Raw genomic sequence first — 17300 nt, forward strand, 5'->3', positions numbered from 1 at the left:
CGCTAACGTCAGCTTAACGGCTACCAAGGTATCGACTCTCCAGCCCAATCGACAAAACTGCCTGACTGGGTAGCAGTCATACCTGAGAGCACTTCCAATAAGCACTCCGCGCTATACGCTGGCGAGAATAAATGCCCTTCAGCGACATTGCCTTGAAATGGTGCAGACAACTGAGTATTTACGGTGCCTGGTTGCATAACGACCACACACACATTTTTAAGTGATCTGCCCCATTCGATACTCAGGTTTTTCATGCCCATATTGAGCGCCGCCTTGCTCATTCTATAGCTATACCAACCGCCTAGCTTATTGTCAGTGATACTACCGACGCGGGCTGATACGGTAGCAAAAACGGCAGGATGATTGACGCTTCGATTAGCCTTGGCAAGCAACGGTTTGATGTGTTTGGCTATCAGCAAACTTGCTAGGGCATTGATTTGCATGTTTTGCAAAAAGAACTCCGTCTCTATCTGTCGCAAGGCCTTTTCTGGCTGCGCTGTCTCTGTATGTAGTAACCCCACGCAGTTGATTACCCAATCCACATGACCGACCGTCTGTTTGATGGTATCGGCAGCTTTTTTAATGCTGTCCTCATCACTGACATTCATTGGCAGCCAGTGCAGGTTTTCTGCTTCAATATTCGGCTCATTGCGATGATAAGTAGCAAATACTTGTGTGCGATGGCTTTGATGAGATTGACTGTCCGTTTGACTCACAGTCGTTGTGTGTATTAGCTGCTGCACCATGGCCTGACCAATACCGCCTGTTCCGCCGATGATAAGATAGGTTTTATTATTCATTTCGTTATTCATATGCCACCTTCCTTTTTTTGATAGGTTTCTTTAATACGCTTTTTGACACGATTGGGTTTCATTTATTCATTTTGGCTGACTTTATAAGCGTTTACTATGATAAAAATAATACAAGTCATCCTTATTCTATATAAGCTACAATAATCTATAACGATTAAAACGCGCATTTTTTGCTTCTCATTTCTTATATCGACGCCTTCATACGGATATTATCGCATTATGCTATCACCCCAAGACCAACTGACCGAGCTGGTACGTGCTTTAGAGACCGATCAGCACGTCTTTGCCACTGACCCGTTATTAATCACGGAAAAGCTACAGGGCGAGGACGGTATGCCTATCCAAAAGCTGTATCGACGGGCGTCACGTATAGACAGCAACGGGGCGCTTGCACGTGTACTGGGTAAGATTGACGGCCGTATAAAGGGCATCATGATCGTTATGAGCGTGGTGTGGTGTATCTCAGGGTTTTTGGGGTTATTCACGCTATTGCAGTCTAATGTTGTGAACTTCTTTTATGTGTTGGTCTGTCTACTTGGTTTTCATACCATTATGCTTGGTGGCTGGCTTGTCATGACCCTTGTCAATCGAGATCAGCAATCACCCAGTTGGTTTGCGAGCTTTGTCAGTCCAAGTTATCTCATACGTGGTAAGGATGATGTGACCAAAGCGGCCGTCGATCTGTATGAGCGGCAGTTGCAGCACAGTGGTATGCGTTGGTATTTGGGGCGGTTTAGCCATCAGTTGTGGCTTGCGACATTGACCGGTATGCTACTTGCGATTATATTTTTGCTGGTTGTACGTCAGTATAGCTTTAGCTGGGAGTCAACCTTACTCTCTGATCAAGCGCTTGTGAGCTTGACTCAAGTATTAGGCTGGCTACCTAGTATGGTGGGATTTGGTGTGCCAGACAGTACAGCGATCGCACAGAGCAGGCTTGTCACCGAAGCCATGCCGCTGTCTGTTGCACGGCAATGGGCGGGGTTACTAGTTGGTAGCTTGCTAATGTACGGCATTGTACCGCGAGCGATAGCATGGGCGTTCTGTGCATTGATGTTCCGCCGCAAAAAAATGCGTTTGGATATCAAACAACCCTATTATCAAAAAATCCTAAATTTTTGGCAGCGGCATGTGGTTGATGCTGATGATTTTACTGAGGCGCCAGCACCTATCGCACCAAAGGCGACGGTCAGTGCGGGCAAGAAATTAGTTGCTCTGCTTGAATACCCTGCAGATCAGGACAAATGGTGGCAGTCAGGGCTTGATGGCAGCAGCCATAGTCTTGAACAATCAAGCGAGGTTGAGAATTTTGGTATCGTTGATGACCGTGATGATATGGCACGGCTCAAAAATTACTTAGATGGGCATCCTGTGCAAGTCTTGCTTGGCATTCATAGTAACGCATTACCCGACCGCGGTACGCTACGCAAACTCGATCAAATCGCTGCTCACGCCAAAGATGGGCTTATCGTACAACTGCTTAGTGATAACAGCGTTTCTACAGGGTTGACTGATGCTCGTACCGATGATGAGCCATTAGACAAACAAGTGGTTCGTTATCAGCAGTGGCAAACGGCGCTCTCTGCACGAAAAATTGGCTTGGTTGATATAGATACTTAACACATTCTAATTTTTGATCTGTTACTCATATCTTAAATTATCATTATGACTAGCATGATATACAATAAATAAATATTATAGGTCTATCACCTTAAACAGGTCTAAAGACTTATTGATATAACAGTTGTTAAGATACGTTTTGATAGCTGTGACATCATATCAAGATGACAAGGATGTTTTATAGTGGCTAGGAGCCCAAGATGGCAGCAGACAACTCACTTATGACCTTAGGTCAGTATGGTCAACTATTGGATGGTTACCAAGAGGTATTAAACCAAAGTATCTTAACGGCTGCGCCAGAGTCATGGCAGCCAATGCTGGCGAGCATTCTACCTGCGTATTGGCAAGAGTGGCTGCTACCGCTGGCTGGTGGCCCATTTTTCTTATTATTTTTAGCAGAATGGTTCTATCAGTCCAAGCGCGGCAATGGTAAAAGCTTTAGTTGGCGTCGTGCGATGACCAATTTTAGCTTGGGCGGCTCTTATCTAGGGTTTGAATTGATTGTCCAAGCGCTTATCGTCATACCTATCTGCTTATGGTTATATCAATATCGCTTATTTACTATTGAGGTGACATGGCTTACCGCTATCCCTATATTCGTTGCGGTTGAGTTTAGCTATTACTGGTTCCATCGCGCGTCACACCGTATGAATTGGTTTTGGTCAGCGCATGTCGTGCATCATTCAGATGACCATATGAATCTATCCACTGCTATGCGTCAAAGCCTGTTGTACTCAGTGACGGGATGGTGGCTATTCTTTGTCCCGCTGATGATGTTGGGCGTACATCCTGTCTGGGTATTCTTCTTTTATGCGTTAGATTTGATTTATCAATTCTTTATCCATACCGAAACAGTAGGAAAATTTCCAAAATGGATTGAGTATGTTTTTGATACCCCATCCAATCACCGCGCCCACCATGGCACCAATAATGAATATATTGACCAAAATTACGGCGGCGTGCTCATTATTTTTGATCGCTGGTTTGGCACTTATGTAGAAGAAGATACCGCCAATAACCCCGTCCAATATGGTGCCGTTGGTGAAGCCAGTCATGACAATATCGTCAGCCTGATATTTGGGGTTTTTTACCGTATGTGGCAGCGGTTTTTTCGTGCCAAAGGGCTTAAGAAAAAGCTAAAGGTACTGCTGCGTCCACCAAGTGCTGTCTAATATAGTCAATTCTCTATACATTGGATACGATGTCAGTCTCGCTTAGCCTACTATTTGTAGTGCTTTCACTCGTCTTCCTTGTATCTAATGTATATTGAACCGACTAGAGCATGATTACAAATGCGTGGACTACGATTTATGATATGACAATACGCATTCATAACCAATACCCAATCAGATTTGTTTTACAATAAATGGCTACTGTGTGTTGTTACCATCAATAAATATAAGACGTTACTATGAATAATGACAATAAAAATAATCATGAGAATGATAAGCCTGCAGGTCTCTTTGCGGACAAAGCTTATGAGCCAGCCCCTGATGTCTCAAGTATTCCTTCAGACAACACCTCAAAATCCACAGTAGCTAAGTCAATAGCTACTCAGGATAATCAACCTGTATCAACCGATACATCAGCAACGACAGCACCAGTGTCAAGGATGGCAAAGAAAACCATTGCCAGTGGTGAACCGCTCAAATTAGCCGTCGTTGGTCATACCAATACGGGTAAAACCTCTATACTGCGCACTTTATTGCGAGACGTATATTTCGGTGAAGTCAAAAACGAAGCGGCGACCACGCGTCACGTCGAGCAAGCACAGCTGACAGACAGTCGCACTGGTGAGGTGCTGGTAGCACTATACGATACGCCTGGTCTGGAAGATGCTTCAGGGCTTATGGACTGGCTAGAGGATAATACTGCCAGTCGTCGTGATGGTATTGAGCGCCTGCAGCAGTTTTTGGCGGCGGATGTCGCTCAAGGTGCAGACAGTTATGACTTGCCCTATGATTATAGTCAAGAAGCCAAAGTAATTCGTCAGCTGCTGACAAGTGATATGGCCATTTATGTGGTAGATGCTCGTGAGCCTGTATTGGGTAAATACAAAGATGAGCTAGCGATTTTGTCTTGGGCTGCGATTCCTGTGATGCCTGTTTTTAATTTCACGGACAGTCAGAATGCCAATATCGACGATTGGCAGACGATGCTGGCAAGACGCAATCTGCATATCTCAACGCGTTTCGATTCGGTCGCGTTTGAGTTTGAAGATGAGATGCGTCTATGGAAAAACCTAGCCACCATGCTTACTCACTCTGAAATGCTTGAGCAGCTGATGCAACGACGGACGGAAGACTGGGCGCAGCTCTATGATGAGGCCAACATCATCATAGCTGATTTTTTATTGAATGTTGCTGCCTTTGTACGCGAGATCAATGAAGATGACGACCCACTTCCTGTCTTAGAACAAATGCAAGAAGCGGTCAGGCAAAGTGAGCGTGCGATGCAGCACAATCTCCTTAACCTTTATAAGTTTTATGACAATGCGGTTGCAGCAACACCGCTTGAACTACAAGCCTATCAACAAGACCCATTCGACCCTGAGCTTCTCAAAAGCTACGGCATTCGTACCACTTCTGGGGCAGCAGCTGGTGCGCTTCTAGGACTAGGTATCGATGCAGCAGCCCTAGGTATGACTCTGGGATTGGGTGCCGCTATAGGTGGTATTGCAGGCGGGCTGCTATCGAATACCAGCAGTATTGCCGATAGGATTACTGGGGTAAAACGCTTGTATATTGATCCTGCAACGTTAACATTGCTAGCCACGCGAGCATTAGACTTGCTAACTGCCCTACGTCATCGTGGTCATGCTGCTACAGACGCCACTCAGTTATTATATAAGGGCGAAAATAGCAGTCTTGGAACGTCGTTAACTGACGACGGTGACCATGCAGATGAAGACAATAATCCAATTACTGTATGGCCAGCACACAAATTACCAAGCGAACTCAAAAAAGCACGTGGTAAACCACAATGGTCGTCGCTTAGTAGCGGCAAGTCTGAACAAGCTCAGTTATTACGCACAGACATGGCATGGTCTCTATCAGGTAAGTTACAGTCGTATAAGCGTGAGTCATAAATTACTAGCGAACTATCTATGCACCCTATGCACTTAACAACGCACTCAATGCATCAGTACCGCGTACATCTGTCTGTTGCAGATAGATCGGATACAGCGGGTACTTGGTAAAGCTTTGTTCGATATCCTGCAGCAGATGTTGCTGACGCTCAGCGCGGCGGCGCCAAAACTCATCCGACTGCGCAGTTGATATCAGCTGATTAATGACGATTGCTGCTGGCATGAGCTTACTATCTTCCAATTGCTCGATAGCGCGTTTGGTTTCAGCCAATGGCAAGACATCAGCGGTCATCACCAACACAATCGCTGTTTGTGTACGGTCATGTAGTAGCAACCCTGCTTGGTGGAACAGTTGCTTGCGCTTTTCTAATACAGATACAGCTTGCTCCCAGCGATCTGATTTCTTTGCTGCAAATGGATTGGCTACATCGTTCTTTTGAGCGCCGTTTTTCTGATTGTGACTGTCCAAATGGTTTGCCACGGAGCGCAACTTAGACTGTCGTCGCTGCTGTGCAAGCAGCCCATCCGTCCACGCGCCCATCATTTCTGGTAAGACCAACAATCGCAAAGTATGACCTGTCGGTGCGGTATCAAAGATGATGTGTTCATACCCAGCATCTGCCGCTTCGACTAAATGGTGACACATAGATTCGAGCATCGCGGCTTCTTGGGCACCTGGTGCCGACTTAGATAGCCTCAGATGCTCACGAATTTTTGGCATCATATCTGGGTTGGCATAAGCTTTAATTGTACGTTCAACTTGAGCAAAATGTTCATCGACAATCACATCAGGATTTAACTCAATCGCATCTAGATAAGGTGATATCACCGTTGTCTCATTATTGAGTCGTACATTCAATACATCGCCCAAACTATGTGCCGGATCGGTTGAGACAATTAAGGTTTTTTGCTGCTGGCTTGCATAGTAGCTCGCTAGTGCAGCAGCAGTGGTGGTCTTCCCTACACCACCTTTGCCGCCGATAAATATAATCGGTTGTGTCTCTAACTGCTCTACCAATCCATGTAAAGGGTGTAATGCCATATCGTTATCTCGTATTTTGTCTCATTATCTAATAAATATTTAGCTACTGTTTATACAGTCAATCCACTACTGTTAGCAGCAACCAACGTGGTCAAATGGACATCTATCCATTCCCATACGTGTATGCCACTCATGAAAGTTCTCTAAAAATAGAGGTTGCAACTCTAATGTATAAAAGCTGGCGGGATTATCAATCCCCAAACTCTCAGCAAACATAAGCAACATAAAAAAATCTTCTTCATCACGTGCCGCGCGTGCCATCGTCTGACGATAAGGCGCATGATAAAACTCATTTAATCCACTCTTAAACCGTTGCCACCATGGTTGAGTGTTCTCTAGTGGTTGAACATTTTCTATATCATTCGATGTGTTTTTATTTTCCATAATGTGCTCGTATTTTACTTAATTCTTATGATCTATCATGCCTATATGATACAAAAAACGCCAGCAATTGCTGCTAGCGTTTTTTATTAAACAGATACTCAATATGGTTTAACGTTTAAACCTCACCGTTTTTGCCTTTATGTAGTGACCACTCTTTGCGTAGTACAGACAAACTCTCAAACGTCACTAAAATAGTTGCGATTAAGATAATTATATCCATAATAATAAGTAGCCAATTACCATCAGTAAAGAAGGTTTTGAGCTGAATCAATAGGGCAAAGACAGTCATAACCAACAAGAACGACAATGGTGCTAAGGTGTACCAAACTGGCTTGCCTTTACGTAATAAGATAATGGTAACGATCATCAAAGTTAAGGCAGCCATTAACTGGTTGGTTGTACCAAATAGCGGCCAAATAATCATACCACCCGCGCCATCGATACCACCAGCACCGAACGCTAATAACAAACAGCTTCCGACAGCAAGTAACGTTGCAACAACACTCTTATTGAGTACGGGTAAATTATAAAATTCACCAAATTCTTGGAAGATATAACGTTGTAAACGTACGCCAGTATCCATCGTCGTACCTGCAAACAATGCGGCCATTACCGTAAGCATTGTCTGTGATAGCACCATGTCGATGCCAACGCCGGCATTCAAGATGGTCGCACCGCCGTCGATGAACGCACCGATAGAGCCATCACCGAACTTTTGGTAGACCGCTTGCCAATCACCAAGAGTCGCAAAACCTGCGGTTGCTGCAAGGATTGCTCCAAGCGCTAGCATACCCTCACCCAATGCACCGAAGTAACCAACGAAACGAACGTCTTCTTCTTTATCAATCTGCTTAGAAGTGGTCCCTGTTGCAACCAAACCATGGAAACCTGATATGGCACCACAAGCAATTGTCACAAACAATAATGGTAGAAGTGACGGTGTATCCGCTGGTAATGCAGTGTTAACGGCTGGCGCGACAATATTAGGCGTGCCGATAAAAATAGCGGCATATAATAAAATCAAACCGACAAATAACTGTAAGCCATTAATATAATCACGAGGTTGAAGTAGCATCCATACAGGCAACAACGATGCAATCGCCGCATAGGCGAACAAGATCAAGATCCATACTGCGTTATCAGGCAAACCCATGACGGTTTCAGGTAACACAATCGGGAACATAGGGCCAAGATAGATAAGCCCGTACAAGGCAGTTACCCCGATAATGGACACCCAGACCAGATTCATATTGTAGCGATAGATACACTGCCCGATGATGAAGGCAACCACTAATGCACCCCAAACGGGCAATACCGCAGATGGCGTCTTAATCATCATATTGGCAATAGCTACGCCAAATACAGCATTAACCATCAGTAGTAATAAGAAAATGACAACCATCATCAAGCTGCGGACACGTGTGCCCATGACAGTACCAGCGATAGAGCCAATCGACTGCCCTCTATTGCGCATACTTGCCCAAATAGCAGACATATCATGTACACCAGCCATAAAGATAGTACCTACCACTACCCAAATAATGGCAGGCACCCAGCCCCAAATAACAGCAATTGCAGGACCGATAATTGGTGCAGCCCCTGCCACTGACGTGAAGTGATGCCCCCACAATACATACTTATTGGTGGGAACATAATCGATCCCATCTTTCATCGTATGTGCGGGTGTAGGACGGCTGTTGTCCAATGCTAAAATTTTGGTGGCGATAAATTTTGAATAAAACACGTAGCCGCAGAGCATAGCGGCAACGGCGAATAGTAGTACGATAGCACTATTCATCTCATCTCTCCCTAGACAAGTAGTCAATAGCCTTATAAGTTCAAGCTTTTTGAATTAAAATATGAAAAATATGCTAAATTAGTGTGCGATGAGTGACTCAGCTCATCTATCGTTTAGGTAAATTCTAGCAATTTGCAAAATTATTACCAATCAACAAAGTCATTTATCTTATAACTAGGGCATGTCACTAATCAGCATTTGGTGTGATGAGCCTGAGACTGAAACTTTGTTTAAATAATAACCGATTTGGTGATCAATGTAACGCAAGTAAGACATAAAAAACAACAAATAAAGGAAGCGCAATGGCACATTATTTTGGATTCGTACCCTCAGATAAACTAAAAGCTTTAATCAGTGAGGCCGAACAAGTCGTTGCTTCAAATGAGAATGTAGAGTACTACCCTTATCGCGATGCTCTTACGCATCAGACAGCGCGCGATCTTACTGATAATTTATTGGTTGGTTTGGTAGATATTATTCCTAACCCTGAGCGCCAAGCCTCTATGCGTAAAATTGTTGGAACGATTGAACGCGCAACAGATACTTTGCTTAATATCTTACTGGGTAAAGAAAACAACAAAGACGTGTTACCAAGCTTTCATTTTCTAAGAGATCACGCAACCTTTATTGATAATGAAGGCATTAAACGTGTGGGCTTTAAACTGTCAGAAAAAGATGCGAATACCATCACTGAAGGGTTTGCTGCTATCACGCCTGAGCATGTAGATAGAGCCAAATTTAAAACGGCACTTGAAACCATGAACGAAGAAACATTGACCCACTTCATCAGTCGTTATGCTGAGACATTAAAGCTAGGTATGATCAAACGTAAGTCAGTTCCAGTTGCCAAATCGGCAATTGATAAAGGCATGAGTATGGCACTTAATAAGCTATTACCTGACCTACCAAATGACTCATTGAATAGATTGGCCAATTATTACCGTCCATTTATTATAGAAAAGCCAGAATAACCCCAAAAGTTGGATTAATTTTGTCCCAAAAGTCATATGACGTTGGGCAAATTCACTAAAATTTGCTAAAATAAGCGGCACTTTTTACCAAAGGCGCACCCGATGACCCAAATCAGTAACCAAGAAATTGAAAAAACCTTACGCAACTCAGAGTGCCTTATCAGCAGTATCGAAGTAGCTGCTGCTTATGAGCGTTTGGCCGCTCAGCTCAATCTACATTATGCTGGTCTAAACCCAATTGTTATGGTCGTGATGAACGGCGGATTGATTCCAGCTGGTCAACTACTGACACACCTTACGTTCTACCATCGTATGCATTATATCCATGCGACCCGTTATCGTGATAACGAAGGTACTAATGAGCTTGATTGGAAATTCAAGCCTGATGTTAGTATCGAAGGTGAGCACGTATTGTTAATTGACGACATCTTTGACGAAGGTATTACCCTAAAAGCAGTTGTTGAAGAACTAAGTAAAGAAAAGCCTTTATCACTTGAGTCTTGTGTCTTGCTTAATAAGCAACATGATCGCAAAGTTGCAGATTTTGACGTAGATTTTGTGGGTATTGATGTTGCAGATCGTTATGTTTACGGTTGTGGTATGGATTTCCATGGTTACTTGCGTCACCTGCCAGGTATCTATGCAATCAAAGAAGACAAAGTTTAATTCTTAGACTTAATTGATTAAAATAGTTAAATCCTAAAAAAGCATCCAAATTGGATGCTTTTTTATTGCACTGACTTATTGCGCCGATAACAACTTGAATGAATCGTTAAAACTGTAATGCCAAACCAGTATGGCGTTCAGTTGGTGTTTGAACCGCTTTTTCTAAAGCGTGTTTGGTACTATATATCGTTACCTGCTTCTTAGCACGAGTCACTGCCGTATAGATAAGCTCTTTGCTCAGCAATCTTGCATGGCTGTTATCGAAAGTAATAGCAACATGATCAAATTCGGATCCTTGTGACTTATGAATAGTCATTGCATATGCCGTGGCTATCACCTCTTCATTTAGCAAATTAACAGCTATCCCTTGTGTCTTATTTTCAAAGAATACCTCTAATTGGCTCCTTTCATCTGATGTTTGTAAGCAGAAACCAATATCCCCATTAAATAATCCAAGCTCATAGTTATTTTGTAGCACCATAACAGGACGTCCATGGAACCACGTGTTTTGACCCAATGGTAACTTCAACTCAGCAAGATGCCATTGAGTGAGGTAGTTATTGATATAGTGGTCGCCCCATTCACCATTATGGCCAGCAGTTAAGATTCTAAATTGATTAAATACTTCCATTAACGAAGTGGTAGTATTTTTAACTGATTCTGGCACGGATTTTTCTATCGGATTCTTTAGTATATTTTTAACTTTATTTATGTATGATTGGTAATTACTGGAGATTCTTGAAATAATTTTATTCTTGCTTAGGCTATTTTCTATCTTGTTATTTGATACGGACTCTGCTTGTAACGTATTAACATATTGAAAACTCAAAGCAGCGTCTTGCCTTAATAATTGCCAAATAGCTTGAAGATTTGTCTCTGCTTTATTGATTTGAGTGGCCAGTTTACCGATACCTGACTCGGCGCTAAATCGGCGGCTCTCTGTTAGCTCTGCGTGTATGGGTTGCAATAGTGGAATACGGCATAGATCACCCAATACTGCTCCTGCATCGACGGCTGCTAACTGATTAGCATCGCCTAATAATATCAGCCTAGCACCTGGCTTTACCGCGCTCACAAGGTAATTGGCCAACTCGACTCCGAGCATAGATGCCTCATCAACGATGATAATATCTTCACCGAGTGGGTTGTTGGCATCGTAGCGCGGTCTACCCGTTCGACCGATACCTAGTAGACGATGGATGGTTTTTGCCTCTTGCAACTGCAACTCTACATTTGCGTCATCTAAAGCCGCCTGTAGAGATTCTTGCATACGTTGGGCTGCCTTACCCGTTGGTGCTGCTAATGCTAGGCTAGCACTGTCTGTACTAAACCTAATATGTTCAGACTCATCTCCCCTACTCTTTGTCGCCTGTTGTAACGCGATAACTAACTGAGCAACGGTGTAGGTTTTACCTGTCCCTGGGCCACCAGTAATGATACTAAATGCATTATTGTTCGCCACATTGATAGCGGCTATCTGTTGGTCATTTAAGTTCTCAGGCATGGTAATGTCCAAAGGCACTATCTGCTGATTCAAAATATGATTGATATGCTGTGCTAAGTTAAATTCTGCTTGCCATGTGCGGTGTAGCCAAAATGTGATTTTCGAACCTTGGGTCTCTTTATTCTTAGTTATGTTATAAATAATTGGCTGATTATTCTTGCTTAGGCTATTTTGATTGTTGTTACAATTAGTGTCCGCATTAACATTAGCAAATAAAGCATGCTCATGGATTGAATGAACGAAAGTATTTAAGTCGCTATTTTTAAAGCGCTGGTATAACGTAGTTATCGCATCAAAACGTTTGATCAACGTCTCTTTTTCATGATTACTCAGTGCTAGCTGCGCCCACAGGTAATCTCGCTGACCAAACAAAGTATCTAGTAATACAAATAGCGATGTCTCCGTTATAGTGTCATCGTCTAGTTGCGTGTTTGGTTGCGTTTTTATCTGAGTATCAATCAGCGCAAAAATTGGTGTTGCCAGTATCTCTAGTAAGTTCTGCTGCCATGCATATAGTTTGACCAACTCACCATTAATTTGCCCTTGTAGCGGCGTTTCATGATCGGCTGTATCGACAGTTAATACAGTATGCCCTTCTTCCAAATGAGCCGCTAAAATAACGAATAGAGCCGTAAATAAATCGCTATCTTTTGACTTGCCGATTCTTCTATTTTCATCGTTTGTCTTTGCATCTGTTGCGTCATATGCTACATGTGTTTGCTGACGGCGCAGCAAAATATAATCGCTGATGTTACTGGCCCAGCTCTCTTGTAAGCTAATGGCTGACTTGCTCTTATTGTTATTATGACTCATCGTATATTTATCTCTTTTTAATCTGATTAACTGCTATAACAATTTTTATCTATCTAATTGCTATATAAGGTTTATTAATCCGGCAGGCCAAACAAGGCATCTAGACCTTTAATGAATGCAATGGGAATATCCCAAGTAACCAGTCCATAACAACTTTTATCGCTCAAGTTATCGTGATTAGACTGAACCACATCTTGCGATGTAGGCATAGTAGTTGCCTGAGCATTCGGGTCATACACACCGCGTAAAAATACGTACTCTACAGCGCCTAAATATTTATCTTCGTTACCCGTATAATCACCGATTCTCATAGCAAGGAACCGATGCAATGCTACCTGATAGATTGCTGCTTGTAGCCAGTATCCCGCTTTAGACATTGCTTTCTTGAGGGTATCTTCATTGTAATCGCTTAGGCTATTTCCTAGAAAGTTACTCTTATAATCGACCACATAATACTTGCCAGCATGCTCATACACCAAGTCAATCTCACCACGCAAATAACGATACAAATTTGCTTTGTTTTGTGGCACTAGAGTGACGTGTTTATCGGTCTCGTCAGGTAAATACTGTTGGAAAAGCTTACTAATATCCTGTGCTTTAAAATTCTCTGACAATCCCATGTTGAACTCTAACTCGGCAAATCGCTTACCTTTATCAAGAGCAATCAAGGGTTGATTGGAAGCCAACAGTGGCGCATGCAGCACCTCTTCAATCCAATTAACTAATGCCTCATGCTTGGTTGTATCTATTGACTCAAGATCAAACCCATCACTATTTCTTTGTTTTTTGCCTTGTGATCTGCGGCTCTGCTGTTCCGCACTGCTATATATCAGCGGCAACTGATAGCTACTAATCGCTCTATCAATAACCTGAGGCCACTGGGCTTTATTGTTAAAGTCTATTTGTTCAAATATCTCATGCAAAAATGTACCAGCATTGGCACCTTTCACAAAGGTAAAACGGATATCATCTTCTGACTTGAGGCTTAGCTCACTGTCTTGTTCGAGAGACTCTTTACTATTCAGTGAAGAGAGGTCTGAAACAGAAGACTCTGTCATATCAATGTCTATCGCATCATCAATACGCTCATCCACTATCGCCATTGCTTGTGTAGATTCATCTAGCTGCCGCGCCAAAGCGGTAAAGCTGGTCTTAGCCCAACCGTAAAAATAATTGGTTTTCATCACCTCAGCAAATGGCGCGTACTCAATAGCCTCTGTCGTAGGCTTATGAGCATTTGACTTGGTAGCAGCCATCTGAACACTGTCATTTATACCTGCTGAGTTAGCATTGTTGTTTGCGTAATTATTGTCATAGAACTCATTAACTTTATGACCTCTAAGCATGCCTACAATACCTTTGAGCCTGTCAGGTAGCTCGAACTTTGCTTCTGGCGATTCAAACCAATAAAACACTGGCTTTAGCTCAAACCCTGTTTTGTTACTCGGATCTCGTAGCACAACATAAAGCTGCTCACTGGCTCGAGTAAATGCCACATAGCCAAGCCGTCTTATCTCATCAAAACCTTCTTGTGTCTCGATATCCGTATAGTAACCCTCATCCGTGGCAGAGCCTTTCAATGGTGAGAAGCGGCGCTGATTACCCGATTGATTATCTGTCGTCTGCTGTATTAACACTGAGGGCGCTTGTTGCGCGTTATATAAATACAGCCCATAGTCTTCCTTATTGCCAGACTTCCTACTGGCATCACCCATTCCCAATACATAGACAATAGGGAACTCAAGCCCTTTTGACTTATGAATGGTCATCAGTTGCACGCCAGATTCTGTCGGTAGCGGATATTGCTTAGCCCAATCACTGTTGGGTGCTGTATCTATCTGCTGTCTGAACCACGCCAACAACTCATACTCACCCATTCCTAAACCATACTGCGCCAAGATATCCATCACATGACGCAAGTCCATGATATGGCGATCGCCTTCTGGATGAGCAGCTAGGGCTTGCCAAACGCCTTGCGGCTGCACAGGGCTTTTATCTAATAAATAATGTAGCGCCGATAAGATGCCAAAGTGCTGCCAACGCTGTGCCCCTTCTTTTAGATAGGTAATAAAGTCTTGATAGCTCTTTTTAATATCAGTAGCTTCATTGGCTGGGAGGTCTTTCGAATTAGACTTATTTGAATGGGCGCTTGGTGTACTGCTACCCTCGGTAATACCTGACTCATGATCCGTCATCATGGCTTTGATGTTTTTGATACTCAGTCCATATAGGTGGCTGGTCAATACCCGATTAATCATGTCATGACGATATGGGTATAGCATGGCACTCAACAATGCGGCCACATCTTCTGCCATAGTCGTCTCAAAGATACTGACATCACTAGTAGTCAAAGTCGGCACATTAAGTTTCACCAGCTCATCTTCGACCCTTTTCAGATCTTTTTTGGCACGTGCCAGCACCCCAATATCACTGGGCTGAATCAGCTTACCTTTGAGCGTCTGACCACTACTGAGCAAAGTGGCTATATGGCGAGCTGTGATTTCATGCTCATCATAATCAAACTCTTTGTCCTTGTCATAAGGCAGGTGTAATAAGCTCACTGGCTGAGCAGAAAGCACCTCTGTCACCAGTACATCATCTAAACTATTTGACTCATTAAACCAAGATAGCTGATATTCTGGTTTTGCTGCTTTGATATGTTGGTAATGAATCCCAGCACCCAGCTGCGACAGCTTATTCTCAGCAGTTGTTGCACTCGCCATACCAAACCAGCAATTCAATGCGTTAATCACACCGGCATTAGAACGGCGATTGATATCAAGCGTCCAAAGCGCACTTTTATCAAACTGGGCTTTCATGTAGTTATAGTTGGCCACATCACCGCCACGAAACCCATAAATAGCCTGTTTGGGATCACCAACCAATAGCAGAAACTCATGATTGGCCTTCCTAGTAGTTGACGGCTTATCATTATCTGACTGTTTACGCTTATTCTTTGGCAAATAAATGCTTTCAATCATAGTGGCTTGCTCGCCATTGATATCTTGCGACTCATCAATCAACGCCACTGGGTAATGATGACGAATATAACGCGCCAGCTTATCCCCTTGGCGACCAGTTAGCGCTTGGTTTAAGCGTACCATTTGTAGACTAAAAGTCGTCTCGCCGCGCTCTTCCAAAATGACTGGCAGCCTACTACGTACAGCCAGCACAATATGACGGTTAAGATTGGCTAAGACCAACAATATATGCTGATTTAAACTGTCTAGCATGTCTAAGAGAGCCATTAACTTGCTAATGCTCTCTAGCTCAAAAAGCGTCTGATGCTCTTTTTCTTTATTCTTATTAAAGTTCTTAATTTTGCCATCTTCATCGGGATATCTAGAATCCTGCAATGATGTCAGAATCTTGTTTTCGCTCTCATTTAAATAGCTATTAAAGGTCAGCTGATACTGCGATATCTTTTGATGCACCTCAATAATGGCATCAAACTGTTTGGTTAAATTAGAACCACCACGGAACCCTTGAGACTTTCTATAGTCAGGATTTAAATAAGGCTGAATATCAGCTAAATCTAACTGAGAAAACTCATTGATTAGCTTTTCGTATGCATCAAAATCAAAGCTTTTCTCATGCCTTATCTCATCAATCGGCGCAGAGATAAAATTAAGCGAGCGAGTTACGTATTTCTTATGATCGCCAACTGCAGTCAGCTTACCTTGCTGATCCATTAGCGCGTAAAGTTTAGGCTGCTCATAATACAAACGGCTCTGAAACTGACGCAGCTCATCATGAACAATGCTATCGGTAACTTGTTCAATACTGCTATCTTCAATAATGCCCATGCCCTGCTGGTGACCAGTCTCGCTACTGTACTCCGTCAACCATTTTTGCGCCAAGCTATCGAGCGTGCCTACGAATAGCTTATCTAGGGTGGTTAGTACTAATGCGGTACGCCTGATAGCTTCCGCCATTGGGTAACTGTACACGTGATCCAGCAAATAACTGACGAGATGCAAGTTAATAGGATCTTGCATGATACCGTCTAAGCGCACATATTTGGCCTGATTCACCAGCCAATCTTCACGGTCTTTCTTTGCCTGTTTACGTTTCTCTGCTGCCGCTTGCTTATCAGCAGCAAGGTCTTGATTTAAATCGTCAATATCTGTTTCAATGTTTGCATCAGTACTTGAATCATTGCCTGCTTGTGCGTCTTTATTACCCTCAGGCATGACTTGCAGTATATTGGGATAGAGACTCTCTTTATTGCTAGTATCAGCACTTAGGCTATTGACCCATTGTAATAGCTGATAAAAATCTACCAAACGATCATGGATACGCTGACGCATTTCGGCAGCGGCAGCTCGAGTAAAAGTCGTGGCAATGATCTGCTCTGGTGCACGTCGCGCTTCAATCAGTAGACGCAGTACAATACCAGTCAGAGTCCAAGTCTTACCAGTACCAGCTGAGGCTTCAATTAGGTGCTTGCCCGTTAGGTCAACGTCAACTGCCGGTATGACATCAGCTTTACGTTCAGGTATAGCAGCCGAGTAAGGCAGCTCATCTGAAGGTTCATCGAATAAGTTCGGTTGTGTCGACGAGTCAATGGTATTGGTTGGGTCGGTAAAGTCTGTCATATGG

The 17300-nt window shown here is 43.2% G+C and carries 11 protein-coding genes; 5 read left to right on the forward strand and 6 right to left on the reverse strand.

All coding sequences use genetic code 11. The annotated features are described in order from the left end of the window. Positions 1-20: 20 nt before the first annotated feature. The gene (locus JMX96_RS10585; protein ID WP_265088988.1) at positions 21-812 is read right to left on the reverse strand and encodes an SDR family oxidoreductase; all 792 of its coding nucleotides are present in this window, start codon (positions 810-812) and stop codon (positions 21-23) included. A gap of 219 nt (positions 813-1031) precedes the next feature. On the opposite strand from JMX96_RS10585, the gene JMX96_RS10590 reads away from it, so the two are divergent. The 3 genes from JMX96_RS10590 to JMX96_RS10600 all read left to right on the forward strand — a co-directional run bounded on the left by JMX96_RS10590 (position 1032) and on the right by JMX96_RS10600 (position 5520). Then, on the forward strand, positions 1032-2432 hold the full coding sequence (locus JMX96_RS10590; protein ID WP_201568972.1) for a DUF2868 domain-containing protein: 1401 nt from the start codon (positions 1032-1034) through the stop codon (positions 2430-2432). A gap of 200 nt (positions 2433-2632) precedes the next feature. Next, positions 2633-3604, forward strand: coding sequence for a sterol desaturase family protein (locus tag JMX96_RS10595; protein ID WP_201568973.1), 972 nt, complete (start codon positions 2633-2635; stop codon positions 3602-3604). Between the two features lie 239 nt (positions 3605-3843). Next, on the forward strand, positions 3844-5520 hold the full coding sequence (locus JMX96_RS10600; RefSeq protein WP_201568974.1) for a DUF3482 domain-containing protein: 1677 nt from the start codon (positions 3844-3846) through the stop codon (positions 5518-5520). A gap of 25 nt (positions 5521-5545) precedes the next feature. Here JMX96_RS10600 and JMX96_RS10605 read toward each other — a convergent pair whose 3' ends face one another. From JMX96_RS10605 to JMX96_RS10615, 3 genes are all read right to left on the reverse strand, one after another. Continuing rightward, complete coding sequence (locus JMX96_RS10605; RefSeq protein WP_201568975.1) at positions 5546-6562, reverse strand: ArsA family ATPase; 1017 nt, start codon at positions 6560-6562, stop codon at positions 5546-5548. Between the two features lie 72 nt (positions 6563-6634). Further along, positions 6635-6946, reverse strand: a complete 312-nt coding sequence (locus tag JMX96_RS10610) for a cory-CC-star protein (RefSeq protein WP_201568976.1) — start codon at positions 6944-6946, stop codon at positions 6635-6637. Positions 6947-7061: 115 nt separating this feature from the next. After that, positions 7062-8744 carry a carbon starvation protein A gene (locus tag JMX96_RS10615; protein ID WP_191113583.1) on the reverse strand — a complete coding sequence of 561 codons (1683 nt, stop codon included), beginning with the start codon at positions 8742-8744 and terminating at the stop codon, positions 7062-7064. 302 nt (positions 8745-9046) lie between these two features. On the opposite strand from JMX96_RS10615, the gene JMX96_RS10620 reads away from it, so the two are divergent. Together JMX96_RS10620 and JMX96_RS10625 are read left to right on the forward strand one after the other, a co-directional pair. Then, positions 9047-9715 (forward strand): hypothetical protein, encoded by a 669-nt coding sequence (locus JMX96_RS10620; RefSeq protein ID WP_160021771.1) that lies wholly within the window; start codon positions 9047-9049, stop codon positions 9713-9715. 102 nt (positions 9716-9817) lie between these two features. Next, positions 9818-10381 (forward strand): hypoxanthine-guanine phosphoribosyltransferase, encoded by a 564-nt coding sequence (locus tag JMX96_RS10625; RefSeq protein ID WP_057760160.1) that lies wholly within the window; start codon positions 9818-9820, stop codon positions 10379-10381. 106 nt (positions 10382-10487) lie between these two features. On the opposite strand, the gene recD is transcribed toward JMX96_RS10625, so the two are convergent. Together recD and JMX96_RS10635 are read right to left on the reverse strand one after the other, a co-directional pair. Then, entirely contained in the window at positions 10488-12698 is a 2211-nt protein-coding gene (gene recD, locus JMX96_RS10630) for an exodeoxyribonuclease V subunit alpha (RefSeq protein WP_201568977.1), read from the reverse strand. Between the two features lie 74 nt (positions 12699-12772). Beyond that, positions 12773-17296, reverse strand: coding sequence for a UvrD-helicase domain-containing protein (locus JMX96_RS10635; RefSeq protein WP_201568978.1), 4524 nt, complete (start codon positions 17294-17296; stop codon positions 12773-12775). Positions 17297-17300 lie beyond the last annotated feature (4 nt).

Origin of the sequence: Psychrobacter sp. JCM 18900 (assembly GCF_904846625.1) — a bacterium.
In the GTDB taxonomy this organism is placed as follows: domain Bacteria; phylum Pseudomonadota; class Gammaproteobacteria; order Pseudomonadales; family Moraxellaceae; genus Psychrobacter.

Coding starts and splice junctions, on each gene's coding strand:
- JMX96_RS10595 (WP_201568973.1), top strand. CDS start 2,633: ATGGCAGCAGACAACTCACTTATGACCTTAGGTCAGTATGGTCAACTA.
- recD (WP_201568977.1), bottom strand. CDS start 12,698: ATGAGTCATAATAACAATAAGAGCAAGTCAGCCATTAGCTTACAAGAG.
- JMX96_RS10605 (WP_201568975.1), bottom strand. CDS start 6,562: ATGGCATTACACCCTTTACATGGATTGGTAGAGCAGTTAGAGACACAA.
- JMX96_RS10585 (WP_265088988.1), bottom strand. CDS start 812: ATGAATAACGAAATGAATAATAAAACCTATCTTATCATCGGCGGAACA.
- JMX96_RS10590 (WP_201568972.1), top strand. CDS start 1,032: ATGCTATCACCCCAAGACCAACTGACCGAGCTGGTACGTGCTTTAGAG.
- JMX96_RS10615 (WP_191113583.1), bottom strand. CDS start 8,744: ATGAATAGTGCTATCGTACTACTATTCGCCGTTGCCGCTATGCTCTGC.
- JMX96_RS10610 (WP_201568976.1), bottom strand. CDS start 6,946: ATGGAAAATAAAAACACATCGAATGATATAGAAAATGTTCAACCACTA.
- JMX96_RS10625 (WP_057760160.1), top strand. CDS start 9,818: ATGACCCAAATCAGTAACCAAGAAATTGAAAAAACCTTACGCAACTCA.
- JMX96_RS10600 (WP_201568974.1), top strand. CDS start 3,844: ATGAATAATGACAATAAAAATAATCATGAGAATGATAAGCCTGCAGGT.
- JMX96_RS10620 (WP_160021771.1), top strand. CDS start 9,047: ATGGCACATTATTTTGGATTCGTACCCTCAGATAAACTAAAAGCTTTA.
- JMX96_RS10635 (WP_201568978.1), bottom strand. CDS start 17,296: ATGACAGACTTTACCGACCCAACCAATACCATTGACTCGTCGACACAA.